Source organism: Nonomuraea sp. NPDC049695 (assembly GCF_040674955.1).
GTDB lineage: Bacteria > Actinomycetota > Actinomycetes > Streptosporangiales > Streptosporangiaceae > Nonomuraea > Nonomuraea helvata.
In genome coordinates, this window is sequence record NZ_JBFANV010000014.1 from 136,393 (window position 1) to 160,530 (window position 24,138).

The window sequence follows — 24,138 nt, forward strand, 5'->3', positions numbered from 1 at the left end:
CTCCCAGCGTTCCTCACGACGTTCCTCGCAGCGGCCTGTCCGCCGACAGCAGGCGGCTCTCCGCGGTGACGTGCACGCCCGCCTCGGCGAGCGCGCGGGACAGGCGCTTGCGGGCACGGTGCAGCCTGATGCGTACGGCGTTGCGGGACAGGCCCAGCGCCTTGGCGATCTCCTCGCGCTCCAGGCCCTCCCAGGCGACCAGGGAGAGCAGCTCCCGGTCGTCGTCGGGCAGGCTCCTGAACGCCCGGCCGATCGCGTCCAGCTCGACCTCGGTGTCCGGGGAGTGCCCGTACAGGTCGGCCAGCTCTGCGTCGAGCTCGGCCGTGCGCTCCCGGCGGCGGTTGTCGCCCCGGAAGTGGTTGGCCAGGACCTTGCGCGCCACGCCGTACAGCCAGAGCGTGGCCTCGGCGCCCTCCGGCAGCTCGTCCACCCGGCGCCAGGCGACGGTGAAGGTCTCCGCCACCACGTCGGCGGCGTCCTGCGGCGAGTCGCAGCGGCGCGCGGCATAGGCCGTGATCTGGCCGTAGGCCCGGTTGTAGGCGGCCTCGAACTTGGCCGGCCGCTCGTCATCCACGGGCGGTTCCCATGGCTGATCTCCTCATTGGCTCATTTACTCGGACACCTATGCCTATGTGCGTGCATCGCCCAGCATTTCCTTCAGGACGCCGCAGAACAGGCGGACGGCCCGCCGGGATCCCGGCGGGCCGTCGTGTGAGCGGTGTCGTGTGAGCGGTGCGGAGGTCAGCCGTCCGTCTCCGGCGCCGGCAGGTAGCCGCCGGGCGGTACGCGCCCGCCCGGCGGACCTTGGTCCTTACACCCACTCCTCGTCGGTTATATCGGTGATGTCGTCATTGTCATCGATGCTGGGTTCTTTGCATGGATTGCTCGGTTGGGTCTTCAGGGAGAACTGCACCATGAGGAGGTTGATGGGCAGTTGCAGGCCGCCGCCGCGCACGACGGAGGCCTGGACCTGCATGGCCCAGCCGCCCGAGACACCCGGGTCCACGGCGGTGGGCTGACAGGGATCGCCGGTGGGGGTGTTCGTCGCCCCGCCACCGCCACCGCCCGTGCCACCAGTGCCGCCGGTGCCTCCGGTCCCGCCAGAGCCGCCGTCGCCTGAGCCGCCGCCATCACCGGAGCCGCCACCGTCACCGGAGCCGCCGGAGCCGCCGGTCCCGCCAGAGCCACCGGAGCCACCGGAGCCACCGGAGCCACCTGTGCCGCCGCTACCACCTGAGCCGCCCGTACCGCCGCCGCCCCCACCGCCGTAGCCACCGGATCCGCCCGATGGGTAGGGGTAGGAGGCGGGAATCCAGGTGCTCGGTGACGGAGGGCTGCCGTTGACTCCGCCGCCGCTGACCACCTCGGCCCCGTCGATCGGTGGCAGCGGGATCGGATCGGTCACCACGTCGACAGGGAACTTGATCTGGCCGTCCGGCCCGATGAAGTGGCAGATGCTGTCGATGCCGGTGCCGTCGCACATCTGGTCAGGATGCTCGTGTGCCCATTCCTCAAGCTCCTGGTCGGCGTCCGGATCATCGGCCGAGGCCTGCGCGTTGATCGTGAGAGCGGAGAAGTCGGGCCCGTTCGGGAACCACTCGGGGAACTGACTGGCCAGGAAGGTCGCCAGCGCCTGGCCGATGGCCACGGAGCCCAGCTCGTTCGGGTGGAAACTCTCCTGGAGCGACTTGAACACGCCGTTCGCCGCCGCGTACCTCTTCCCCCGGAACTTCGCCCCGTTGAAGTACGGCTGCGCCGTGCCGAGCTCGTGACCGGCCACCACGCTGGCGCCGTTCGGCCCCGCCGTGTTCGGGTCGAACACGACGACCTTGACGGTGGGGTTCTTGGCACGGAACCGCGCGACCGCGTCCTTGATCGCCTGGTTCACCCTGGCGGCGAACGGATACATCAGGTCCATGGTCTTGGCGGCGATGTGCGGCGAGTCGGTGTTGCCCGACGGCTTGACGCCCAGCGGGTAGAGCGCCACGACGATCGCCGCCTTGCCGGCCTCCGTGTGCGTGTTCACCAGGGCCTGCTCGACGTTCGCCGAGACCTGCCCCACGCGATGCTCCAGCTGCTTCAGCTCAAGCCTGACGGCCCACTCCTGCAGATCCTTCCACGAACCGTTCTGAGCGAAGATGTTCTCCCGGGCCTGCAGCGCGGTGGCGACCAGCGGGCCGAAGCCGGCGTCGTTACCGCCGAAGCCGAAGTAGACGATGTCGGCGTCCGAGACGCCGTCGAGCTGGCGCGGGTTCCTGATCGCGCTGTTGGGGTCGTCGTCATCTTCCCGCTGCGGGTTCTTGAGATGTTTGGTCTCGGCTCCCGACGAGGCGTTGAAGATGAACCGGTCCTGGGCCCAGGTGGAACGGATCTCCCACGGCAGGAGCGAGTACGTACTGCCCGGATGGCGGCCGGCTTCCAAGGCGCTCACCGCCACATGCACCGGCGCGAGCCCCGACTGATGCCGGTGGTCCTCGGAGCCGTCCGACTTCCCCTTGTAGACGCTGCTCTTGCTCGCGCCTTCACCGCTCGTGTAGCTGTCACCGAGCCCCGCGAAGACGAGCGGCCCGGTCGCCGTCGGCGGCGGGGTGGGGGCGACGGTGATGGGAGGGAGCGTCGGGACGGGTTTGAACGTCGGCTTGGTCGGCGGCGTGGTCACGACCGGCATCCCGGCGTTCGCCGGGCCGCTGGTGAACACGGCCGTGGCGAGCGCTGTGACCAGCGCGATCAGGCCCAGCAAGTAAGGCGTGAGCCATCGCCGTAACCGGCGCGGAGGGTGCATGGACATGCCTTCCTGTTCCGTGCGATCGAAAAGGGACGGGCATTGCTCCCCGCATCATCCGCTGTCGCGCGAGCGCTAACATCAGGTGATCAACGCGCGACCACCCCTACATCCCGCGCCCGCTCACGCCGAGGCGGCCAGGCCCCATACGGTCACCCGCCAGAGCGCCTCGAAGAGGACGCCGGCGCTCATCTTGCTCGCCCCGCTCGTACGATCGACGAACGTGATCGGCACCTCCGCCACCGTGCATCCGTGACGTACGGCCCGCAGCGTGAGATCCACCTGGAAGCAGTAACCCCGCGAGCTCACGCCTCCGAGCAGGATCTTCTCGAGTGCGGCGGCCCGGTAGGCGCGGAACCCGCCCGTGGCGTCGGCGACGGGAAGGCGGAGCACCGCCCTTACATAACGGTTCGCGAGCCGTGAGAGCAGCTCCCGTCTCCGCGGCCAGTTCGCCACGCGGCCGCCGGGCACCCAGCGTGAGCCGATGACGAGGTCGGCCCGCTCCGCCGCGTCCAGCAGGGCGGGGAGCCGCTCAGGAGGGTGCGAGCCGTCGGCGTCGATCTCCACCAGCACGTCGAACCCCCGGGAGAGTCCCCAGCGGAAGCCCGCCAGGTACGCGGCGCCCAGCCCTTCCTTGCGCTCCCGATGCAGGACGTGCACGCCGCCGAGTTCGGACGCGAGCCTCTCCGCGATCAGGCCCGTCCCGTCCGGGCTGTTGTCGTCGACGACGAGAATGTGGGCGGTGGGTACGGCTGCGCGGATCCTGCCGACGATGCCGGGGAGGGTCTCTCGTTCGTTGTAGGTGGGCGTGATGACCAGGACAGTGCTCATGATCGCTCCTCAGCTCGCGTGCCGGAAGTCGGGCCAGGCGGTCTTCCACGAGGTCCGCGGGCCTGAGCAGACCGTGATGGGCAGGCCCTGCTCCTCGTTCGCGACCCCGGTGCCGTGATCGATGACCCCGGCGGATGCACAGCTCGCGAAGCGCGGCCGCAGCTGCTCTGGCGGCAGCCCCACGGCGACCACCGTCCGCGCCGTCTCCGGTGGTGTCCCCTGGTACCACAGCTCGTTGTGGCCGCTGTAGACGGGGATGGCCGGCGCGAACCGGTTCAGCGCGCCGGCCTCGCCGTAGTTCGAGGTGAGCACGATGGTCCCCGGTGGCAGCGTCCGGTGTACGGCGGCCACCTGCGCGACGAAGCGCGGCCAGCCCACCGACTCCCTGGACACCTCGTTGGGCGAGTAATCGAGCGCCGAGAGGGGCAGCAGCGGCAGCGCCACGGCGATCCCGATGACCGAGGTGCCGAGCAGTCCCCACCACACCGTTCGACGCCGGGCGACCCGGCTCTCCATCCACGCCGCGGCGGGCACGCAACCGGCCACGAAGGCGAAGATCAGGCTTCCTGCGACATAGTCCGCCCGTCCTCCTGACGCCCAGCCGAGCAGGATCGTCACCAGGGCCGCGATCGCCAGTGGCCGGGTCTCGCGCCGCCCACGCAGCCAGAGCCACCCGACGACGGCGATCACGAAAGCCCCCATGCTGAGCAGCGCCACCAGCATGGGCACGAACATGATCCGATTCACGGATTCGCTGAGCGTGGCGGCCATGGTGAGCTGGGGCCATCCGTGCGTGGCCTGGTAGAGCAGGTTGGGAGAGGCGATGAGAGCGGCGAGGAGCGCCCCGGACCAGAACCATCTGTCGCTGAAGACGGCACGCGGCCCCTTCACGGCCAGGCCGACAGTGATGAGCAGGCCGGTGGCCAGTCCCGTGATCAGCAGGACGATCAGGTGCTTGTTGAACGTGGCGGCTCCCGCGACGGCGCCGGCCGCCACCCACCATCGCCCGTCGCCGCGCAGCAGGGCCCGCAGCACGAACAGCATGCAGGCCGTCCAGAACACGAAGTCGGCCGATTGGGTCAGCAGGGTGTGCCCGGCGAGCAGGGGGAACATCCCGGTGCCGAGGCCGGCGGCGGCGAGCGTCTGCGCGTTCCGGCGACCGCCGAGCTCCCTCGTGATCGCGGCGCCGATGAGGATCAGCACTCCCGCGCACAGCGCGGGGACGACCCGGAGCCCGACGATGGTGTCCCCGAACAGCGCCGTGGACAGCCGCGCCAGGAGCGGGGTCAGCGGTGGCTGGTCGAAGTACCCCCAGGCGGGAGAGTGACCGAGCATGCGGAAGTAGAGCTCGTCGCGGTGGTAGCCGTACCACGGGCTCAGCATCAGCAGGGTGACCACGACGGCGCCCGCGATGGGACCGGTGGTCCGCCAGGCGATCGCCGGGAGCGAGGGAGCGGTGTTCCGAAGACGGGGGGCTTGAAGAAGCATGCCTCCACGGTTTCCGATGGCACCCCTGCCTGTCGTCTGGCCGTGAACAGAACGTGGAGTCAGACCCCAGGCATAGGCGGCGGCTCCCCAGGGCGGACCACGCCGTGGTCGAACGCGAAGACGACCGCCGCGGCCCGGTCGCGTACCGCAAGTTTCATGAAGATGCGGCCGACGTGGGTCTTGATCGTGCCCTCGCCGATCACCAGATGACGGGCGATCTCGGCGTTCGTGAGCCCCCGGCCGATGAGCTTGAGCACGTCGAGCTCGCGAGAGGTGAGGTCGCCGAGCCGCCGGGCCGCGTCGGGGTCGGTCACCGGATCCGCGCGGTAACGCCGCAGGACGCGCCCGCAGACAGCGGGATCCAGCCAGCCGTCGCCTGCCGCCACCGCCCGTACGGCACGCTGGATGTCCTCGGCCGGGGCGTCCTTGAGGCAGAATCCTGACGCGCCGGCCCGCAGAGCCGCCGCGAGCACGCTGTCCTCGCCGAACGTGGTCAGCACCAGGATGCGCGAGGCCGGATCCGCGGCCAGCAGCGCACGGGTGGCCTCGACCCCGTCCATCCGCGGCATGCGCATGTCCATGACCACGACGTCGGGCCGGACACGCGCGACCTCCGCCAGCGCGTCCCGGCCGTCGGCCGCCTCGCCCACCACGTCGAATCCGTACGGCTGGCGCAGGATCGTCCGCAGTCCTGCCCTGGCGAGTTCCTGGTCGTCGACGAGCACCACCGAGATCATGCCGGCAGCTCCGTCCGCACGACCCACCGGTCGTCCTCCGGGCCGGCGGTGACGTGGCCGCCGACCATGCGCACCCTGTCGGCCATCGCGCGAAGTCCCATGCCGCCATTGTGCCGAGACGGGCGGTCAGGCAAGGGATTCGTGACCGTGGCCCGCACAGTGCCTTCCTCCGATATGCGCAGTCGTACCTCGACGGAGCCCTGAGGAGCGTGGCGGCTCGCGTTGGCCAGTGCCTCCTGCACCAGCCGGTAGAGCACCATCCCGGTCGTCGGGCCCACCGCCGTCAGCTCGCCGTCGATGCTCGACTCGAGTCCCAGACCCGCCGTGCGGTACTCCTCGAAGAGCTCGGGAAGCTGGGGAGCGGTGGGCTGGGGAGCGACCATGGCGAGATCGGAGCCTTCTTCCGCAAGAACACGGACCACCTTGCGCAGCTCCGCCATGCTCTGCCGGGCAAGGCGCTCGGCCTCGGCGATCCCCGCCGCCGCTTCCTTGGGATCGTGCTCGAGCGCCAGCCGTACACCCCCCAGATGCAGCACCGTCACGGCGAGCGTGTGCGCGACGATGTCGTGCAGATCCGCGGCGAGCCGCTGCCGCTCGGCCAGAGCGGCGGCAGCGGTGGCGGCGCTCTCCGCGCGGTGCAACCGGTCGCCCACCTCGATGCGGTAACGCGCGGCCCAGACACCCCAGAAGACCAGCGTCAGGGCGGCCAGCCAGTTCGGCCAGCCGGGGTCCGGCGTGGTGACCGCCGCCACGCCCACCACGGAGAGCGAGGCCAGCCACACGACGATGCCCGGCCAGAGCCGCAGGGCCAGCGCGACGAAGGCGATGTAGAGCACCAGGATGAACCAGCCGACGCTGTTGACCGCGAGGCCCGTGAGCGCCGCTATGGCCGCGGGAGCGAGCATGCCGGCCACCTCGGCGGGACGGCCCGGCAGCGTACGCACGATGACGAGACAGAGAACGACGAAGGCGCCCCCTCCGGCGAACGGCCACACGCAGTCGCAGCCACGCGTGATCGTCTGCGCCCACGACAGTCCGACCAGCAGCATCAGCAGCCCGAGGCCGGCCTGTAAGAGCCGGCGGGGAGTCACCACCACCCGCCCATCGTAGGAACAGGGTGGTTCCACCCGCATCTGCCCAGAGGGATACCCGCCGGGTCCGGCTCGGGTTCCTCCCGGACATATGATCCTTTGATCTGGTATTTGCCCGATTGTCGGAGAGTCCTCCATGCCCAACCCCCTCAGTCGGCGGTCCACCCTGCTCGGCGCCGCGGCCGTGGCCGGCCTCGCCCTGTGGGACAGACCGGCCGAGGCGGCCGGCGCCGCCGCGTTCGACGCCGCGCGTGAGCGGTGGGTGAGCCTGCTGGCCGGCGGGTCGTACGACGCCGCCTACACCGACAAGACACAGGCGATCGAGGGCTCGGCCAATGCGGTGCTGCGCAAGCTGAAGCCCACCCCCGACCGCCCGAGCCTCTGGCCCGACCTGCCGCTTGACGACCCCCGGACGGGCAACTTCAACCGCGCCTACAACCGCATGCGCACGCTGGCGCTGGGCTGGGCCACGCCGGGCACCGCCATGCACGGGGACAGGCAGGTCGCCGAGATCGCGGTCAGCGCGCTGGACTTCCTGTACGAGCACGCCTACCACGAGGGGCTCGACCAGCGGGGCAGCAACTGGTTCTGGTGGGAGATCGGCGTCCCCCGCTCGCTGACCGACACCTGCGCCCTGCTCTACGACGGCCTGCCCAAGGACCGCCTCGAGCGCTGGCTGCGCCCGTTGAGCCGCTGGTGCCCCGACCCGGAGCGCCGCGTCACCCATCCCGGCGTCATCGAGACCGGCGCCAACCGGGCGGGCAAGGCCATGGCGGTGGCGATGCGCGGCTTGCTCACCCACGACGCACGCCTCATCAAGCGGGCCAGGAATGCGGTCTCCGACCTGCTGCGGACGACCGCGGGTCCAGGTGACGGCTTCTACCGTGACGGGTCGTTCATCCAGCACGGCGTGTACCCCTACAACGGCAGCTACGGCGTGGACTATCTGGAGAGCGTGGCCAAGCTGATCGCCATGCTCTCCGGGTCACCGTGGGAGATCCCCGGCATCGGGAACGTCTACGACATCGTGGATCGCTCGTTCGTGCCGTTCATCTTCGACGGGCTGATGATGGACTGCGTACGCGGCCGGCAGATCTCGGTGCAGGGCCACCGCGACTACCACTCGGGGCAGAAGGCGGTCGAGGCCATCCTCACCTTGCTGGAGGCGGCGCCCGAGCGCCATGCCCGGCGCTGGAGACCGCTGGTGAAGGGCTGGCTCACCCGCAACCAGGTCATCCCCTTCGACACGCTCGCGCCGCTGGCGAGCATCGCGAAGGCCAAGGCGCTGCTGGAGGACCCGTCGGTGCCGGTCGGCCCGCGCACGACCGGCACGTACGTCTTCGCCGACATGGACCGGATCGTGCACCGCCGTCCCACCTGGGCCTACGCCATCGCGATGAGCTCGGAGCGGATCGGCGCGGCCGAGGCCATGAACCAGGAGAACCTGCACGGCTGGTACACCGGCGACGGCATGACCTATCTCTACACCGGCGACCTCACCCACTGGAACGACGACCTGTGGCCCACGATCGACCCGTACCGGCTGCCGGGCACGACGGTCGACACCCGCGGCCGCGCCGACCTCCCGCACGGCGCGCGTCGCCTGCCGCAGACCCCGTGGGCGGGCGGCGTGGCACTCGACGGCGAGTACGGCGTGGCCGCCATGAAGCTCATCGCCGACGGCTCCTCGCTGCGGGCCAAGAAAGCGTGGTTCCTTCTCGATGACGCGGTGATCGCCCTCGGCACCGGCATCCATGCCTCCGACGGCCGCCGCATCGAGACCGTCGTGGAGAACCGCAACACCCATGACACGCATCCGCCGCTGACGCGGGGCGACGGCTGGCTCCACCTGTCGGGTGTGGCCGGATACGCGCTGCTCGACGGCGTCGAGGCGAAGGTGATCCGCGAGCAGCGCACCGGCCGCTGGCGCGACATCGACAAGGGCGCCACCACCGGAGGCGACGAGACCCCTGTCACCAGGCACTACACGACGATCCTCCTCGACCACGGCGTCGACCCGCGCAAGGCGCGCTACGCCTATGCCGTACTGCCCGACGCCTCCGTCGAGCAGACGGCGGCTTACGGCCGGCGGATCAAGATCCTCGCCAACTCCGGGACGGCGCAGGCCATTGCCCACGGCAACCTGCTCGCCGCCGTCTTCTGGCGCGCGGGTACCGTCGAGACCGCGCATGGGCCGCTCACCGCCGACGGACCGTGCACGCTGCTGGTCCGCCGCGACCACAAGCGGGTACGGCTAGCGGTCTCCGACCCGTCCAGGACCGCCGACGAGGTGAAGATCACGCTGCCCTGGCCGGTGAAATCGGTCAAGGAACACGACCGCGGCGTGCGCAGGGCCAAGAGCGCGGTCAAGGTGGAAGTCGGCGGCAGCCGCGGGCACGCCCGCACCGCGGTGGTGCGCGTCTGAACCGCCGGACCTCGATCACCCGCTCGACGTTCGCCAAGCGAGGGTGACCTCGGCCAGCTCCCGCCAATCCTGCTGCCGGCCGTCACGGGTCGCCTCGGTGAACACGGTTTCACCGAGACGACCCCGCGTGTCCGCGGCGATCCTGCCGGCGTCCGGCTGCGAACGGTCCGGCGTACCGCGCACGGCGTCGCTTGCCGCGAGCAGTCGTACGGCCTGCTCGTCCTGTCCCTGGCGGAGCGCGAGATCCGCGATCCCGATCAGCACCTCGGCGATCAGCGGCGGATACGTCGTCTCCGCAGCCGCGCGGAACGCCTCGCTCCGATGCGCGCCGGCCTGCTCGAGATCCTCGGTGAGGTAGCCGTACAGGTCCATGGCCTTGGCGCGGGCCAGGTCGCTCAGCTCCCCGTTGTCCAGCATCGCCCGCACCGTGGCCAGGTGCTGGTGTGCCTCCTCCGGCTCGCCGCGCCAGCGCGCCACCTGCGCCTTCGACAGCTCCAGATCGGCAAGGGTGTCCGGCCAGGCGATCCCGTCCGCGTACCGCTGCGCCTCTGCCATGGCGGACGTGCTCGATCGCTCATCGCCGAGCAGCCAGTACAGCTGGGCCTGGCGTGCCCGCAGGCTGACCACGTCCTCGGTCGAGCCCAGCTCGGTCAGCGCCGCGACCGCCTCTTCGTAGTGCTCACACGCGCGTGCGATTTCCCCGCGCATGGCGAGCCGATCGGCCAGGAAGGTCAGCGCGAACGAGATCCCCATCCGGTCACCCAGCGTGCGGAACTCGGCAAGGGCGATCTCGGCGTCGACGTCCACGTCGGTCTCGTCGCCCCCGAGCGTGAGCCGGAATCGGCCACGAGCGAGCCTGGCCTGCGCGCGTACCCAGGGATCGTCGTCGGCGAAGAGCGGCTCGAACGTGGCCAGGAAATCCGTCGGCTCGTTCAGCATCCGCTCCCACAGCTCGACGAACCTGAGATTGGGGTGATGGCGATTCCCAGTGCGCTGGACGAGCCGGTGCGCCTCGTGGATCCACTCCTGCGCCTGATACTGATCGCGGCCGGGCCCGGAGGTCATGAACACTGTCACGGTGGCGCACGCCATCGCCCGCACCTCATCGGTCACCTCACCGTGCAGGGAGGCCGCCGCGATGCTCAACTCGGTGCCCTCGGTCCGTTTCCCACTGAGGTACCAGTACCAGCCCACGGCCGCGACCAGCCGCATCGCCTCCTGGGCCCACCCTTCGGCGATCGCCCCGCGCAGGGCCGCACTGATGTTGTCGTGCTCGGCCTCGAGCGTGGCCAGCCATTCCAGCTGCCCGGCCCGGCGCAGGTGCGGCTCGGCCGTCTCGGCCAGCTCGGTGAAGTAGGCGAGGTGCGCCCGGCGTGCCTGCTCGCTCTCCCCGGCTTCGGCGAGCCGGTGTGCCGCGTACTCCCTGATGGTGTTGAGCATCCGGTAGCGCGGCGTGCCCTCGGCGTCGGCGAGCAGCAGCGACTTCTCGATCAACGCGGTCAGCACGTCGAGCACCAGTTCCTCGGCGAACATCTCGCCGCCGCACACCCGCTCGGCCGCATCCAGGCTCGCCCCGCCGGCGAACACCGAGAGCCGCCGCAGCACGCCGCGTTCGGCCTCGGACAGGAGATCCCAGCTCCAGTCCACGACCGCGCGCAGCGTCTTGTGCCTTGAAAGCGCCGTACGGCTACCGCTGGTCAGCAGCCGGAACCGGTCATCGAGCCGGCGTGCCAGCTGATCGATGGACATGGTGCGCAGCCGTGCCGCGGCCAGTTCGATCGCCAGCGGCATCCCGTCCAGCGCCCGGCAGATCCGCACCATGGCCGACAAGGTGTGCGCGTCGGAGCCGATGTCCTTGCGCACCAAACCCGCGCGGTCCCGCAGCAGCCGCACGGCGGGCGAGGCCCCGACCTCCGCGGGGTCCGCTCCCTGCGCGGGCAGCGCGAGTGGCTCGACCTGCCACAGCACCTCCCCGGTGATGCCGAGCGGTTCCCTGCTCGTGGCCAGGATCCGCAGCCTCCGGCACTCCCCCAGCAGCCGATCCGCGAAAGCCGCGGCCTCCTCGATCATGTGCTCGCAGTTGTCCAGGATCAGCAGCATCGAGCGCTCCCGGAGCGCGGTGATGAGCCGGTCCATCGGTTCCCCAGCCCGCGCGTCACCGAGCACTGCCTGATCACGCAGGCCGATCGCGGCAAGGGCGGCCTGCGCCGGCTCACCGCCTGCCCGCACGGAGGCCAGTTCGACCAGCCACGCCCCGTCCGGCAGCTCGGCGAGCATCGTCCGCGCGGTCTCCGTGGCCAGTCTTGTCTTGCCGGCGCCACCCGCCCCCGTCAAGGTGACCAGCCGGTGCCCGATGGACAGAACGGCGACCGCGGCGATGTCGTCGTCCTTGCCGACGAAACTCGTCAGCTCGGAGCGCAGGTTCGTCCTGCGGTTCTCCGCGCGCTCGCCCAGCTCGCCACGGAGCAGCGCGGTGTGCAGCGCGGAGAGCTCGGCCGACGGATCCACGCCCAGCTCCTCAGCGAGCCGCTCGCGCGTCCGCTGGTACACGGTCAACGCCTCGTTCCCGCGCCCCGCCTCGGCGAGGGCCCGCATCAACGCCGCCACGAACCCCTCCCGCAGCGGGTACGTGGCGACCAGCTCGGTCAGCTCGGAGACCAGCTCCGAGCCACGGCCGAGGCGGATGTCCGCATCCACCCGATCCCCGAGCGCGGCGACATGGAGTTCGTCCAGACGCGCGACCGCGGCGTCGAACACTTCGCTGTCTCGCAGTGCGATGTCCGCCATGGCCGTACCGCGCCACAATGCCAAGGCCGAGCGCAGCAGATCCGCCCGCGCCTCGGGCTCGGCGGCACGGGCCTGACCGACCAGGTGCTCGAACCGGTACGCGTCCACGGCGTCAGGAGCCACGGCCAGCCGGTACCCGCCGGAATGCGCCTCGATCACACCGTCCGGCAGCACCCTGCGCAGCCTGGACACCAACGCCTGCAAGGCGTTCACCTCGTCCGCGGGCGGCTGTTCCCCCCAGATCCAGTCCACCAGCCTCGCACGCGTGACGATCCGGCCGGGTTCGAGGGCGAGTGCGGCGAGCAGTGCGCGCAGCCGAATCCCAGGAACCTCGACCACGGCACCGTCACGGTTATGGACCTCGAACGGTCCCAGCAATCCGACTCGCACACGGGTAATTGTGCCGAACCGTGACGACTGGCCGCGACCGCGGGCAATCCGCGAACACGTGCGGTGTCGCGTCAGCGGCCGTGTCAGCACGGCGACAGCCCGATATCAGGGCGGTCCGCGATGGTGGACGACACCGGCGAGAAAACCTGCTGCTAGAGCCCAGAGGAGTGACCATGGAACACACCGTCACCGCACTGCCGACCACGCGTCAGCCCGGCTGCCCCTTCGACCCGCCCAAGGAGCTGATCGAGGCCCGCGAGCAGAGCCCGATCAGCCGCTTTCCCTTCCCCGACGGACACCAGGGCTGGCTGGTCACCGGGTACGACCTGGTCCGGTCGGTCCTGGCCGACCCGCGGTTCAGCTCACGCAAGGAGCTCATGAGCCACCACCCGCTGGTCGACCTCGGCGACATCGAGGTCCCGCCGGCGCCGCCCGGCGAGTTCCTGCTGATGGACGATCCGCAGCACAGCCGCTACCGTAAGCCGCTGGTGGGCAAGTTCACCGTACGGCGGATGCGGCTGCTCACCGAGCGCGTCGAGCAGGTCACCGCCGAGCACCTGGACGCGATGGAGAAGGCCGGCCCGTCGGTGGACCTGGTGACCGCGTTCGCCAAGCCGATCCCCTCCGTCATCATCTGTGAGCTGCTGGGCGTGCCGTACGAGGATCGGGGCTCCTTCCAGGAGAACATCGACAAGTTCCTCGGCGGGGAGGTCAGCGACGAGGAGCTGATCGCGGCCTACACCGCGACCCAGCAGTACCTCGCGGAGCTGGTGGCCGCCAAGCGCGCCAACCCCACCGACGACGTGCTCAGCGACCTGCTCGACAGCGACCTGACCGATGAGGAGCTGCAGGGGATGGCCCTGATCCTGCTGTCTGCCGGGTTCGACACCACCGCGAACATGCTGGCGCTGGGCACCTTCGCGCTGCTGCAGAACCCGGAGCAGCTGGCCGCGCTGCGCGCCGAGCCCGAGCTCACCGACGGGGCCGTGGAGGAGCTGCTGCGGTATCTGAGCGTCGCCAAGACGTTCATGAGGACGGCGCTGGAGGACGTCGAGCTGGGCGGCCAGACCATCAAGGCCGGTACGGCGGTCATCCTGTCCTACAACACCGCCAACCGCGACCCCGAGCGCTTCACCGACCCCCACGTGCTCAACCTGCGCAGGCAGGAGGGCGGGCATCTGGCCTTCAGCCACGGCATCCACCAGTGCCTGGGCCAGCAGCTGGCCCGCGTCGAGCTGCGGGTCGCGCTCCCCGCGCTGCTCAACCGCTTCCCCACGCTGCGCCTGGCCGTACCGGCAGAAGAGGTCGGCCTGCGCCCGGAGACCGCGGACATCTACGGGGTCAAGAGCCTCCCGGTCACCTGGGACGTGTGACCACGACCTGCGTCACTCCGGGTCCTGGCCACCTCGGCCGCCACAGTGTGGAAGGCGACGGTCAGCGAAAGGCGTCGGCGTGTGCTTCCGCCCACTGTTCGAAGGTACGGGGCGGGTGTCCCGTCACCTCCCGTACGGTCGGCAGGACGTGCGACTCATCGAGTGTGCCGTCGACGTAGAAGCGGAAGAAGGCATCGACGTACTCGGCCGGCATGGTCGCCTCCATCTCGGCCCGGGCCTCCTCGTCCGGCAGGGCCTCGCAGCGCAGGTCCCTGCCCAGCACCTTCGCCAGTACGGCGACCTGGTCAGCGGGCAGCAGCGAGTCCGGGCCGGTCAACTCGTGGATCCGGCCCTCATGCCCGTCACTCGTCAGCGCCAGGGCCGCCACGGCCGCGATGTCGGCGGGGTCGATGGCGGCGGCCGCCACCCCGGCGAACGGTACGCGCACCAGGTCGCCGGCCCGAAGCTGCGGCAACCAGCGCAGCGCGTTGGACATGAACGCCCTGGGCCGCAGGAACGTCCAGGGCATGCCCGCCTCCCGTACGGCGCGCTCGGAAAGCGTCATGTAGCGGGAGATCGCATTGCTCATGTCCGCAAGCGCGGCCGAGCCGCCCGTCAGCAGCACGACCCGTTCCACCCCGGCGCGGCGCATCTGGGCCAGCAGGCCGGGCATGTCCGCATATCCCGGCAGCAGGAACACTCCCCGCACGCCGATCAGCGCATCGGACAGGCTGTCGGGCCGGTTCAGGTCGCCGGTGACGGGCTGGACGCCGGGCGGCAGAGTGACGCCCCGAGGGTCGCGTACCAGCGCGCGCACCCGCTGCCCCGCCTGGGCCAACGCGGCCACCACGTGCGAGCCGGTGTTGCCGGTGGCGCCGGTCACTAAGATCATCATCAGTCCTATCAGGTCATGGCGTGCGGGGGTGAAGAGCTCCGACGGCGCTATGCGGCACCGACGAGACCGACGGCCAGGGCGATCAGCGCGATGGCCAGGAGCAGCGCCCCTCCTCGCGTGAGCATCGTGCCAGGCGAGCGCGCACCCTGCTCACCAACCGCCACATGCAGGAAGAATCCACCTGACTGCGCCAGTACTCCGGCCAGGAGGACCCCACCGGCCAGCCACTCCAGGCCGTCGGAGAAACCGGCGCGGGGCAGGTAGAGGAAGTAGACGAGTGACAGCACCAGCATTACGCCGGCGTGCGCGTGGCCGGCGCGGAAGAACCGCTCGCGGAACTCACCCAGCTTCTCGCGATCGGTGGTGACGAAGCGGAGCAGCGCGTGCCCGCCGAACTCCACCGTGACGACCGAGGCCAGGGCGATGACCGGCAGGATCTCGGCAGCCTTTCCCATCCGACCCCCTCACTGTGCGATCTTGCTGACTTGACGCAAGAGATCGTGACATTCGGCGAAGAAGAGCCGATAGTGTCCCTGTCATCGGCCGAGTATGCATTTTGCACGGCTCATCGGGAGGCACCGAGTGGGGCGCATCGCGGACGACCTCCCGCTCCGGCTTGCCCGGGGCATGTTGTGGGCCACGTTCGGCATCCTGTTCTACATCCGCGCGGCCGGCGGGCTGGACAACGGCGCCGGCGTGCTCGGGGCGCTGCTCGCCATGGCGTCATATCCGCCGCTCGTCGCGCTGGTGGTGTGGCGCTGGAGCACGGCCGTCCGATACGGGCTCCTCGCGGCCGTGGTGCTGCTCTACTGCGTGCCGTTCCTGGTGGTCGGGGAGCGCTGGGACTGGGTGCCGTGGACCCTGGCCGCCGCGGTCTTGTGCGCTCTGCCCGGCCGGGTCGCCTGGCCGCTGTTCATCCTGGTCGTGGCCGGGTCCGGCGTGGCCGTGCTCCTTCTCGGATACGACCTCGTGCCTGGGTACGAAGGACAGGTCAGCGTCGGCTACATGATCATCGCGGCGGACGACGGGCTCATCCTGTTCGGCCTGTCCGCGCTCGTCAGGGCCGTCGAGCAACTGCACGGCACCCGGGAGGAACTGGCCAGGATGGCCCTGGCCAGGGAACGCCTGCGACTGGATGGACAACTGCGCGACGTACTCGGCGGGAAGCTCCAGGCGATCGCGTTCCGGATGCGGAAGGCGGCCCGGGAGGAGACGGAGGACGCACGGCGCGACATCCAGGAAGGCGTCGCGCTCGCCCGGCGCTCCTTGGCAGAGGTACGTGCCGTGGCCGGGGCCTTCCGGGCCGACCCGCCCGCGGAGCTGCCGCCGATCGAGTCGACGCGACTGGCCCGGCGCGTGCTGCTCGCGGTTCTGGTCATTCAGTGCGTGCTCGTCGTGAGGGTCCTGGCCTACCTGCACCCCGCCGACTGGCCGGTTCTCGGCGTTGCCGCGGCTCTGCTCGCCGTCATCGTGATCCTTCACATGCTGCCGCAGTCGCGAGTGGTCCTGGTCGCGCAGAGCCTGCTGATCCTGCTACCTCTGGCGATCTTCCCCGACGCGTGGGACCGTCTGCTGAGCATCTTCACGGGCAAGCTGCTGCTCAACGTGCGGCCGCCGCGCTCCTGGGCGGTCGTCGGGGTCGTCCTGACCGGGCACCTGACCTGGCTCCTGTACTCCATCGACGGCAGCACCCTTTTCATCGACGACCTCGCCGCCGCACTCAGCACTTTCGGCGGTCACGTCATGATCATGTGGTTGGTGTACTGCCTCGGCCGGCTGAGCGGGCTTCTCACCGTCCTGGAGCGGGCGCGGCACGAACTCGCCGAGGCAGCGGTACGGCGCGAACGGGTGCGGATCGCCGGTGACCTGCACGACGTGCTGGGCTTCAGCCTGTCGGCGGTGGCGCTGAAGGGCGAGGTGGTCGAACGCCTGCTGGACACCGACCCTACGCGGGCCAGATCCGAGATCGCCGCACTCGTGTCGCTGGTCGAACGGGCCCTGGTAGAGCTGCGGTCCATCACCGACGACGGAGTCGCATTGAGGTTGGCGGCCGAGCTCGACACAGTGCGTGAGGTGCTGAAGGCCGCCGGAATCGAAGCGACGGCACGGCACGAGACAGGCCCGCTACCGGCCGAGGTCGACACGGCGGTGGCCACCGCGCTCCGTGAGACCATCACCAATGTCCTGCGGCACAGCCGGGCCCGGACGTGCGAGATCACCGTCTCCGGCACCGCGGAGTTCGTACGGTTGCGCGTCGTCAACGACGGCGCCACGTCCGACGCCCGAGCCTCCACGCCGGCGCGGCCAGGTCGGCACGGATCCGGGCTCGGCAGCCTCGCGCAGCGCACCGGCGGGCTGTTGGCGGCAGCGCATCACCCCGGCGGCAGGTTCGAGGTGGTCGCCGAGTTCAGGTCAGATCCAGCCGGACTCGGTGGCGATCCGGATGGCGTCCACCCGGTTGCGGGCTCCCAGCTTGGTGACAGCTGAGGTGAGGTAGTTGCGGACAGTGCCGTAGGTCAGGAAGAGCCGCTCGGCGATCTCCGCAGGCTGGGCCCCGCTCGCCGAAAGGCGCAACACCTCGGTCTCCCGCTGGCTGAGCGGGCTGTCCGGCGCCTCCAACGCCACCACGGCCAGGGCTGGGTCCACCACCCGTCCACCTGCGGCGACGGTCCTGATCGCCGCGGCCAGCTCGGCCGGGCGGATGTCTTTCGGAACAAATCCGGCGACCTGGGCGCCAAGCGCCCTGCGCAGGGTGCCCGGCTTGGTCAGCGCCGTCAGGATCAGAACGCGGCAGTCGGGCAGCTGCTCGCGCAGCTCGGCTGCCGCCGAGATGCCATCCAACCCCGGCAGGTCGATGTCGATCACGGCCACGTCCGGGCGGTGCTCCAGCGCGGCAGGAACGATCTCCAGACCGGAGGCCACCCCGCCCGCCACCGTGATGTCGTCCTCGAGCGACAGCAACTCGACCAGTGCTTCGCGAAGGAGGTGCATGTCCTCCGCGATCAGGATCCGGATCACGCCATTCCCGATCACGGCCGCCCGAACCCGTCTGCGAACGCCCGCAGCGCCTGGACCGCCCGTGGGGGCGTCGCCGACGAGTCCTGGGACTCCCCAGGGCGGAGGAGGACGTCACATACGCGCGAACGCCATTTCATAGCGATCTGCCTGCTCCCCAATTGACGATCTACGTGACCCAGGAGCGGGTCGGCCCGCTCCGGATCTCCCTGGGCGCCGGCGACCAGCCAGAGCGCGCCGATCGGCGGTGCCGACGGTCCGGGTGGTTCAGCCGGTGGGCGTTTCTTGGCCGGCGGCCCAGGCGGCCAAGAGCTGGAGCGCGGTTTGGGAGGGAGATCCCTCATCGGCGGTGTGCACCAGTAGGGCCAGCCCGGGGTCGTCGGGCAGGCGGAGCGTCTCGTAGGCCAGCTCGAGGTCGCCCACCAGGGGATGCCGGTACAGGTAGCGTCCGTGTCTTTTGTCCTTCACCTGGTGCTCGGCCCACAGCTCACGGAACTCTGTGCTGGCGGCGGAGAGCTCCTTGATCAGGGCTGCCGTGGAGGGGTCGGCGGGCTGGCGGCCGGCGTCCAGCCGGAGAAAGGCGACCACGTCGCGGGCCCGTGCCGGCCAGTCGGCGTAGAGGTGACGCATGCCCTCGTCCAGGAAGTGCAGCCGGGCCATGTTGCGCTGCGCGGGCGCCAGCGTCCCGAAGTCGGTGATCAGCGCGGCGGCCAGCCGGTTCCAGCCCACGACGGTGGTGTTCTGGTCGACCAGGTAGGCCGGGACGTCGTGGATCGAGGCCAGCAGGCGGTGGATGCCCGAGCGCAGCGGCGGGCGGCCGGCGGGTTCGGGTGCGGTGGCCGGGGCCGGTCGGGCCAAGCGGTGCAGGTGCGCGCGTTCGGCCGCGTCCAGTCGCAGCGCTCGGGCCACCGCGTCCAGGACTTCCGCGGAAAAGTGCAGGCTGCGTCCCTGCTCCAGCCGGATGTAGTAGTCGACGCTGACCCCGGCCAGCTGCGCCAGCTCCTCGCGCCGCAGCCCGGGGACGCGACGCCGCTGCCCGTACACTGGCAGGCCGGACTCCTCCGGACGCAGCCGGGCTCGCCGAGATCGCAGGAATTCACCCAGCTCGGCGCGTCGATCCAACACCATGCATCCCAGTATGTCCGAAAAACAGCAGGTAAGCCTGCTGCGCCATCGAACGCCGCGGCTGGGACCGCTTCATCGCCGAGGCCGGCCTGGCCCAGATCGGGCCCGCCGTGCCCGACCCCGGCAACCCGGGCCAGACCCTCACCCTGCACGACGTCCCCGAAGGCATCTACACCACACACGTGCGGGTCCTGCTGTGCACCGACGGCACCGTCGAACGGGACGGCACCCGCCGCCGCTTCGGCCTCACCGTCCCCGCCGACTGCAGCGACCCCCTCCAGGCCGCCGCCTGGACCTACGGCCTCACTCCGGCGCAGTACGCCGCGGCACAACGACGATCCTGACCCCCGCCCACCGGCGAAGGAGCCCAGAAGATGCTGACCATCGAACAGGCCATCGCCACGTTCGGCGTCACCTTCGACGAGCACCTCGACCGGCAGGCCGAGATCCCCATCCTGTCCGGGTGCCCCAAGGAGGGGCAGCGCGGCGCAAGGCACCCCTTGGGAGCACCGTCGTACCGCTTCGGCCCCTCCTGGAAGCGTGTCAGCAGGTGGACTGGTCTGTCGCCGTGCCTGTCTCGCAGGCTGAGTGCTGGGCGCGGCCACGGAGCTGGGCCAGCGTCGTAGCGTCTGCCCCTACGCTTCTCGTCTGCGCGCCGCCGCCGAGGAGCTGGGCGGCACGCTCCCTGTCGGCCAGCGGGGCGATCAGCGGCGTGCCGGGCTTCTCCTCGATGAAGACACCCTGGCCGATCGGGAGCTGGACGTTCGCCTGGTATGCCTGGGCCGCCTGTGAGGCGGGCCGCCGCCTGGCTCGGTCGAGGGCGCTGTCGACGTAGAAGATGCCGCGCCCGGCCGTACCGAGGGACGCGCGGAGCCCGTCGAGCGTCGTACCGGCGGGCTGCTCCATCCTGAGCCGGATCTGGCCCGAGGCGAAGCCGCGAGCGAGCTTGCCCGCGTGGACCTTGTCGACCTTGATGACGACGCTGGCCCAGCGGATCGCCGCCTCCTCGCTGTCGTAGGGCACGACCCGCGGCGTGACCGAGTCGTCGCCCGACGCGTAGGCGATGCCCGGCTCCACGCCGACGACCGTGCCCTCGACGATCGCGGCGGCCGGGCGGAACACGCCGGACGGCTTGGCACCCGGGGTGACGTCGTCGAGGGAGTCGAAGAGGTACTCGCCGGTCCCACTGTCGGCGTGGAGCTGGGACCAGAAGGAGGGGGTCGCCGGCTTCGCGGCAGGCGCCTGGGCGCAGCCGCCAAGGACGGCGAAGGCGGCGACGGCCGTGAGGAGTTTGAGGTGTCTCATCGCCGGTCTCCTAGTAGCGGCCGTTGATGTGGGCGACGTCATGCGTGCCGTACTTGGTGACAGTGTGGGAGCCGGTACGCAGGCAGGAGCCGGACTCGGTCGAGTGGTCGAGGCCGACCGTGTGCCCGATCTCGTGGCAGGCCAGCGCCTGCCGCTGGGTGGTGCTCATCCAGTCGATGTCCTTCAGGTCGTAGCGGACCTCGTACTGGTCGCAGCGCCAGGCCTGGGTGCTGTCGGCCGGCGGGATGTTCTTGACGCATTTCGAGTAGGCGAAGAGGTTGTAGCCGGTGCTGGAGCCGTCCCAGTCCAGGTCCCAGTAGTCGACGTAGTAGCGGTCGAACGACTCGACGTCGGTGCTCGGGTCGGGGGTGCTGTCGTAGGCCACGGTCATGTCGGTCTGGGAGTCCAGTTTCAGCATGGCGGCCTTGGCCGCACTCTTGGTACGCGTCTCCAGCGTCTCGGAGGTGTACCAGTGCTTGGCGTTGTCGGCGAAGGGGCAGCAGCCGTTCTCCGAGCCGAACCCGTTGGCGGCGGCAGGAGCGGCCGTCATGGTGACCGCCGCCGCGAGGACAAGCAGCGGCAGTAGCGTTCTGTAAGACATGTGATCCTAAATAAGGACAAACGGACGCCCGATATCCTGCCCGCAAGTCAGGCGGCGATCAAACTGGCGTCAGGTGCGCCGGTCAGCACGGAAACGGATTCGCCCCCGGGCCGGCTCGCAGTGTCGCCCCTGCTCGCCACGGGTGGAAACCCGGTGCCGGGAGCTCGGATGTCATCGCGTACGTTCTCCATCTCACCCAGAAGGCCCACTTCGTCGTCGGCAGACTCCTCGACCTGGTCCTCGGGTAGTCCGCGGACGCGGCAAGCGCCGGTGTGGCCCCCGATCGGCGGCTCACCGGACTGGCGACCACGCTCAGCCGTGAAGGTCCCGAAGCGTTCGGCCGTGATCGGTGGCAGGCCTTTCTGGCAGCGTCCAATGCCGCCCTGCGGACGTGGAGACCCCGGAACGTGCGCGAGCCCGTGGACGGGACGAGCAGGAGGCATAGCGGGCGTTTGATGGTCATGGCTGTCTCCGTGTTGTGACTGCCTCCTTGTACGCGGTCCTCATCCGCCCGAGTTCAGCCCGTACGGGTGCCATGCCCGTATGGTTCGAAAGGGTTGCGCCCGCGCTTCCTGACCCCCACCGTCTGCCATGCCGCCGAGTGCCTCAGGGCCGGAAGTGGCGGCTCAGCAGGCGGCGCTACCGCGTGTGTTCAGGCGCGTCCATATGCGGGAGATGCCGGGCTCCGCAGGTGTCGGCCGCTCGATCGCGCGCTCGCGGCCGACCGGCTGATGCAGCCTGCGCCGTTGATCACTAAAGAAAGGGATTATGCATGACAAATCCGGAAAATGCCACCACTAGCAATTTCCGGACCGCAGATTTAGCATCGGCGCTACCTGAACAGCCACATCTGCCAACACACGGGACGCACGATCGCACCCCGGCAAATGTTGCCGGTTGCTCGCTATCGGCGACGCTGCTATGGGCGCAGCCGACCATCGCCGCCATTTCCGATGACATCGCCGGGGTGATGTCCGGCTCGAACGGGAAAGCGCAATGAGTACATCCGAGCACGACATAACCCCGACGCCGACCTTCCCGATGGTGCGGTCCTGCCCGCTCGCACCGCCGGACGAGTATCAGCGGATGCGTGCCACCGCGCCGGTCGTCCGAGCCACCCTGCCCAACGGCGCGCCGGTCTGGGCGGTCACCCGCCACGCCGAGGCGCGGCAGATCCTCAGTGACCCGAGGATCAGCTCGAACACGGGACGCCCTGAACGGCCTCGCGGACCCGACGACGATCGCCCTGACGACGGCTTCTTCGTCGACATGGATCCGCCGGAGCACAGCCGGTTCCGTCGGTTGCTGATCTCAGAGCTCGGCGCCCGTCCGATGGACGCCATGCGGCCGGCGCTCCAGCGAATCGCGGATACGGCCATCGACGAGTTGCTGGAGGCCGGGGCGCCTGCGGACCTCGTCGGCATGTACGCGCGCCGGGTCCCGTCGCGGGTCCTCTGCGAGTTGTTCGGTATCCCGGCCGGCGACCACGAGTTCTTCGAGTCACGGCTGCGGATGTTGTCAGTCACGAGTATGAACCCGAGTGTGGCGGCCGAGGCGTCCAGAGACGTTCGCGGCTATTTGCGGGAACTCATCAGCAGCGCGGAGCGTGAACCGCACAAGGGAATGATCCGGCGGCTGGCCGCCAGACACCTGCCCACCGGCGAGCTGACCACGGACGAGCTGATCAACATCGGTTTTCTCATGCTGCTCGCGGGTTACGACTCACCGGCGAACACGATCTCGCTGGGCGTACTCACGCTGCTGCGGCACCCAGCGCAGCTCGCCGCGTTGCGCACCGATCCCGGCCTGCTGCCGGGCGCGGTCGAGGAGTTGCTGCGCTTCCACTCGGTGCAGGACTGGGTCAGCTTCGACCGGATCGCGGCCGACGACCTGGATATCGGCTCTGCGCACATCCGCGCCGGTGATCGGTTGACGGTGCTGGCCGCATCCGCCAACCGTGATGCGCTGGCGTTCGAGAACCCCGACGAGTTCGACATCCGCCGGTCCGCCCAGCACCACGTCGCCTTTGGTTACGGGATACACCAGTGCATCGGCCGCAACCTCGCCCGCGCCGAGCTGCAGATCGCCCTCGGCACGCTGCTGACCCGGATGCCGACGCTGCACCTGGCGATCGCGGCCGAGGAGTTGCCCTTCGCCGACGATGCCCCTTTCTTCGGGCTGCACGCGATGCCCGTCGCCTGGTAGTGCCGCCTACGCTCCGGCGACATAGGCGTCCTCGGCCGCATAGGGGAACCAGACGTCGGGGCCGTGGCGAACAATCAGATCAGGGAAGACATCCTGCCAGCCTCCGCCGCCCGCCTCGGCCTCGGCCACGGCGGCGACGGCCCATTCGATGTCCTGGCGCAGCGCGTCGTCGTAAGAGATGGCATGGCGGTACCCGAGCTCAGCACGGGCCCTGTCCATGCTGAACACGATCGGCTCCGGCACATTCCACGGATGGAAACCCAGGCCGTCCGGACGCGACGGGCCCGGGAAGGTGACGATCTCTGCCTCGTGGCCCATGACAGCGAAGATCCTGGCGCCGATCTCGGCGACGGTCAGCGGGTCATCGGCGACGTTGAGGACTCGGGGCGCCGGGTGCTGCGCGCACAGACCTATCAACTCGGCGACGTTCGCGACCGCCGAGGTGGGGAACCGGCTCTGCCCGTCCTGGGCGAGCACGACGTGCGGCCGCTTGTCCAGTGCCCGCTTGATGAACGACCAGTGATCCAGCGATGTGCCGTACGGGCCGTGCAGCACGCCCGTCCGCAGAATGCTGACCGGCAGGCCGGGCGTCGCCAGCAGGTGGCGCTCCAGCGCCGCCTTCCCCGCCGCATAGTCGTGAGTGTCGCGCTCGACCGTCGGCCACGTCTCCGGGATCGGCACCGGCAGGCCGGGAGCCTGGTAGACCGCTCCCGTCGAGATGACCACCAGCGAGCCGACGCGGCCGGCCAACTGGGCGAGTTGCGCACCGTGGTATGGGCTGAAGGCGACCGTGTCCACGACCAGATCGTGGCCCTCGAGGGCATTGAGCAGCGCCTCGGTGTCGTTCCGGTCGACCTGGACCGACACCGCCCCGTCCGGCTCCGCGGCGTCCGGACGGAGCCGGCGGTGCCCGAGGGTCACCGCGTAGCCGGCCTCGGTGAGCCGGGCTGCTGTGGCCCGGCCGATCTGCCCCGTGCCTCCGATGATGAAGGCACTTCGGTCGTGAACCGTCACCAGTCGATCTTAACCCGCCGTACTCGAAACCCCAGGTGCGTCAGGAACGAGCGCACCAACGCGGCCAACATCCC

Annotated in this window: 20 protein-coding genes; 6 read left to right on the plus strand and 14 right to left on the minus strand. The window is 70.1% G+C overall.

Features of this window, described 5'->3' with window-relative positions; all coding sequences use genetic code 11:
* Positions 1-13: 13 nt before the first annotated feature.
* The 6 genes from AB0J64_RS15610 to AB0J64_RS15635 all read right to left on the minus strand — a co-directional run bounded on the left by AB0J64_RS15610 (position 14) and on the right by AB0J64_RS15635 (position 6,935).
* Entirely contained in the window at positions 14-574 is a 561-nt protein-coding gene (locus tag AB0J64_RS15610; RefSeq protein WP_364026569.1) for an RNA polymerase sigma factor, read from the minus strand.
* A 237-nt stretch (positions 575-811) separates the two neighbouring features.
* Entirely contained in the window at positions 812-2,788 is a 1,977-nt protein-coding gene (locus AB0J64_RS15615; RefSeq protein WP_364026572.1) for a hypothetical protein, read from the minus strand.
* Between the two features lie 117 nt (positions 2,789-2,905).
* Positions 2,906-3,613 (minus strand): polyprenol monophosphomannose synthase, encoded by a 708-nt coding sequence (locus tag AB0J64_RS15620; protein WP_364026575.1) that lies wholly within the window; start codon positions 3,611-3,613, stop codon positions 2,906-2,908.
* 9 nt (positions 3,614-3,622) lie between these two features.
* On the minus strand, positions 3,623-5,101 hold the full coding sequence (locus AB0J64_RS15625) for a glycosyltransferase family 39 protein (protein WP_364026578.1): 1,479 nt from the start codon (positions 5,099-5,101) through the stop codon (positions 3,623-3,625).
* Positions 5,102-5,160: 59 nt separating this feature from the next.
* Positions 5,161-5,838, minus strand: a complete 678-nt coding sequence (locus AB0J64_RS15630; protein ID WP_364026581.1) for a response regulator transcription factor — start codon at positions 5,836-5,838, stop codon at positions 5,161-5,163.
* Complete coding sequence (locus tag AB0J64_RS15635) at positions 5,835-6,935, minus strand: histidine kinase (RefSeq protein WP_364026584.1); 1,101 nt, start codon at positions 6,933-6,935, stop codon at positions 5,835-5,837. Before AB0J64_RS15635 ends, AB0J64_RS15630 begins: the two co-directional genes overlap by 4 nt.
* A 130-nt stretch (positions 6,936-7,065) precedes the next feature.
* On the opposite strand from AB0J64_RS15635, the gene AB0J64_RS15640 reads away from it, so the two are divergent.
* The gene (locus AB0J64_RS15640) at positions 7,066-9,354 is read left to right on the plus strand and encodes a polysaccharide lyase 8 family protein (RefSeq protein ID WP_364026587.1); all 2,289 of its coding nucleotides are present in this window, start codon (positions 7,066-7,068) and stop codon (positions 9,352-9,354) included.
* Positions 9,355-9,369: 15 nt separating this feature from the next.
* Here the strand turns inward: AB0J64_RS15640 and AB0J64_RS15645 are convergent, their stop codons facing one another.
* Positions 9,370-12,531 (minus strand): BTAD domain-containing putative transcriptional regulator, encoded by a 3,162-nt coding sequence (locus tag AB0J64_RS15645; protein ID WP_364026590.1) that lies wholly within the window; start codon positions 12,529-12,531, stop codon positions 9,370-9,372.
* 173 nt (positions 12,532-12,704) lie between these two features.
* Here AB0J64_RS15645 and AB0J64_RS15650 point away from each other — a divergent pair, with 173 nt between their 5' ends.
* The gene (locus AB0J64_RS15650) at positions 12,705-13,904 is read left to right on the plus strand and encodes a cytochrome P450 (RefSeq protein WP_364026593.1); all 1,200 of its coding nucleotides are present in this window, start codon (positions 12,705-12,707) and stop codon (positions 13,902-13,904) included.
* 61 nt (positions 13,905-13,965) lie between these two features.
* Here the strand turns inward: AB0J64_RS15650 and AB0J64_RS15655 are convergent, their stop codons facing one another.
* Both AB0J64_RS15655 and AB0J64_RS15660 read right to left on the minus strand, forming a co-directional pair.
* Positions 13,966-14,799, minus strand: coding sequence for an NAD(P)H-binding protein (locus tag AB0J64_RS15655; RefSeq protein WP_364026596.1), 834 nt, complete (start codon positions 14,797-14,799; stop codon positions 13,966-13,968).
* Between the two features lie 47 nt (positions 14,800-14,846).
* The gene (locus tag AB0J64_RS15660) at positions 14,847-15,254 is read right to left on the minus strand and encodes a hypothetical protein (protein WP_364026599.1); all 408 of its coding nucleotides are present in this window, start codon (positions 15,252-15,254) and stop codon (positions 14,847-14,849) included.
* Between the two features lie 127 nt (positions 15,255-15,381).
* Between AB0J64_RS15660 and AB0J64_RS15665 the strand changes: the two genes are divergently transcribed.
* The gene (locus tag AB0J64_RS15665; RefSeq protein WP_364026602.1) at positions 15,382-17,286 is read left to right on the plus strand and encodes a histidine kinase; all 1,905 of its coding nucleotides are present in this window, start codon (positions 15,382-15,384) and stop codon (positions 17,284-17,286) included.
* On the opposite strand, the gene AB0J64_RS15670 is transcribed toward AB0J64_RS15665, so the two are convergent.
* Positions 17,212-17,817, minus strand: a complete 606-nt coding sequence (locus tag AB0J64_RS15670; RefSeq protein WP_364026605.1) for a response regulator transcription factor — start codon at positions 17,815-17,817, stop codon at positions 17,212-17,214. The two genes, AB0J64_RS15665 and AB0J64_RS15670, sit on opposite strands and share 75 nt — an antisense overlap.
* 264 nt (positions 17,818-18,081) lie before the next feature.
* A complete protein-coding gene (locus AB0J64_RS15675; RefSeq protein WP_364026608.1) occupies positions 18,082-18,942 on the minus strand; it encodes a helix-turn-helix transcriptional regulator in 861 nt (286 codons plus the stop codon).
* Between the two features lie 44 nt (positions 18,943-18,986).
* Here AB0J64_RS15675 and AB0J64_RS15680 point away from each other — a divergent pair, with 44 nt between their 5' ends.
* Complete coding sequence (locus AB0J64_RS15680) at positions 18,987-19,283, plus strand: DUF6745 domain-containing protein (RefSeq protein ID WP_364026643.1); 297 nt, start codon at positions 18,987-18,989, stop codon at positions 19,281-19,283.
* A 199-nt stretch (positions 19,284-19,482) separates the two neighbouring features.
* Here the strand turns inward: AB0J64_RS15680 and AB0J64_RS15685 are convergent, their stop codons facing one another.
* Complete coding sequence (locus AB0J64_RS15685; RefSeq protein WP_364026611.1) at positions 19,483-20,244, minus strand: hypothetical protein; 762 nt, start codon at positions 20,242-20,244, stop codon at positions 19,483-19,485.
* Between the two features lie 10 nt (positions 20,245-20,254).
* The gene (locus AB0J64_RS15690) at positions 20,255-20,845 is read right to left on the minus strand and encodes a matrixin family metalloprotease (protein WP_364026614.1); all 591 of its coding nucleotides are present in this window, start codon (positions 20,843-20,845) and stop codon (positions 20,255-20,257) included.
* Positions 20,846-21,617: 772 nt separating this feature from the next.
* Here AB0J64_RS15690 and AB0J64_RS15695 point away from each other — a divergent pair.
* Together AB0J64_RS15695 and AB0J64_RS15700 are read left to right on the plus strand one after the other, a co-directional pair.
* The gene (locus AB0J64_RS15695) at positions 21,618-21,845 is read left to right on the plus strand and encodes a hypothetical protein (RefSeq protein WP_364026617.1); all 228 of its coding nucleotides are present in this window, start codon (positions 21,618-21,620) and stop codon (positions 21,843-21,845) included.
* 269 nt (positions 21,846-22,114) lie between these two features.
* Entirely contained in the window at positions 22,115-23,050 is a 936-nt protein-coding gene (locus tag AB0J64_RS15700) for a cytochrome P450 (RefSeq protein WP_364026619.1), read from the plus strand.
* Between the two features lie 6 nt (positions 23,051-23,056).
* Here AB0J64_RS15700 and AB0J64_RS15705 read toward each other — a convergent pair whose 3' ends face one another.
* Positions 23,057-24,064: an NAD-dependent epimerase/dehydratase family protein gene (locus tag AB0J64_RS15705; protein ID WP_364026622.1), complete on the minus strand. Its 1,008-nt coding sequence runs from the start codon at positions 24,062-24,064 to the stop codon at positions 23,057-23,059.
* Between the last annotated feature and the right edge of the window lie 74 nt (positions 24,065-24,138).

What these genes read in the sequence shown, in the direction of transcription:
- AB0J64_RS15615 (WP_364026572.1), bottom strand. Translation starts at nt 2,788, where the DNA reads ATGTCCATGCACCCTCCGCGCCGGTTACGGCGATGGCTCACGCCTTAC.
- AB0J64_RS15620 (WP_364026575.1), bottom strand. Translation starts at nt 3,613, where the DNA reads ATGAGCACTGTCCTGGTCATCACGCCCACCTACAACGAACGAGAGACC.
- AB0J64_RS15625 (WP_364026578.1), bottom strand. Translation starts at nt 5,101, where the DNA reads ATGCTTCTTCAAGCCCCCCGTCTTCGGAACACCGCTCCCTCGCTCCCG.
- AB0J64_RS15630 (WP_364026581.1), bottom strand. Translation starts at nt 5,838, where the DNA reads ATGATCTCGGTGGTGCTCGTCGACGACCAGGAACTCGCCAGGGCAGGA.
- AB0J64_RS15640 (WP_364026587.1), top strand. Translation starts at nt 7,066, where the DNA reads ATGCCCAACCCCCTCAGTCGGCGGTCCACCCTGCTCGGCGCCGCGGCC.
- AB0J64_RS15650 (WP_364026593.1), top strand. Translation starts at nt 12,705, where the DNA reads ATGGAACACACCGTCACCGCACTGCCGACCACGCGTCAGCCCGGCTGC.
- AB0J64_RS15655 (WP_364026596.1), bottom strand. Translation starts at nt 14,799, where the DNA reads ATGATGATCTTAGTGACCGGCGCCACCGGCAACACCGGCTCGCACGTG.
- AB0J64_RS15660 (WP_364026599.1), bottom strand. Translation starts at nt 15,254, where the DNA reads ATGGGAAAGGCTGCCGAGATCCTGCCGGTCATCGCCCTGGCCTCGGTC.
- AB0J64_RS15675 (WP_364026608.1), bottom strand. Translation starts at nt 18,942, where the DNA reads ATGGTGTTGGATCGACGCGCCGAGCTGGGTGAATTCCTGCGATCTCGG.
- AB0J64_RS15685 (WP_364026611.1), bottom strand. Translation starts at nt 20,244, where the DNA reads ATGAGACACCTCAAACTCCTCACGGCCGTCGCCGCCTTCGCCGTCCTT.
- AB0J64_RS15690 (WP_364026614.1), bottom strand. Translation starts at nt 20,845, where the DNA reads ATGTCTTACAGAACGCTACTGCCGCTGCTTGTCCTCGCGGCGGCGGTC.
- AB0J64_RS15695 (WP_364026617.1), top strand. Translation starts at nt 21,618, where the DNA reads ATGACAAATCCGGAAAATGCCACCACTAGCAATTTCCGGACCGCAGAT.
- AB0J64_RS15700 (WP_364026619.1), top strand. Translation starts at nt 22,115, where the DNA reads ATGGATCCGCCGGAGCACAGCCGGTTCCGTCGGTTGCTGATCTCAGAG.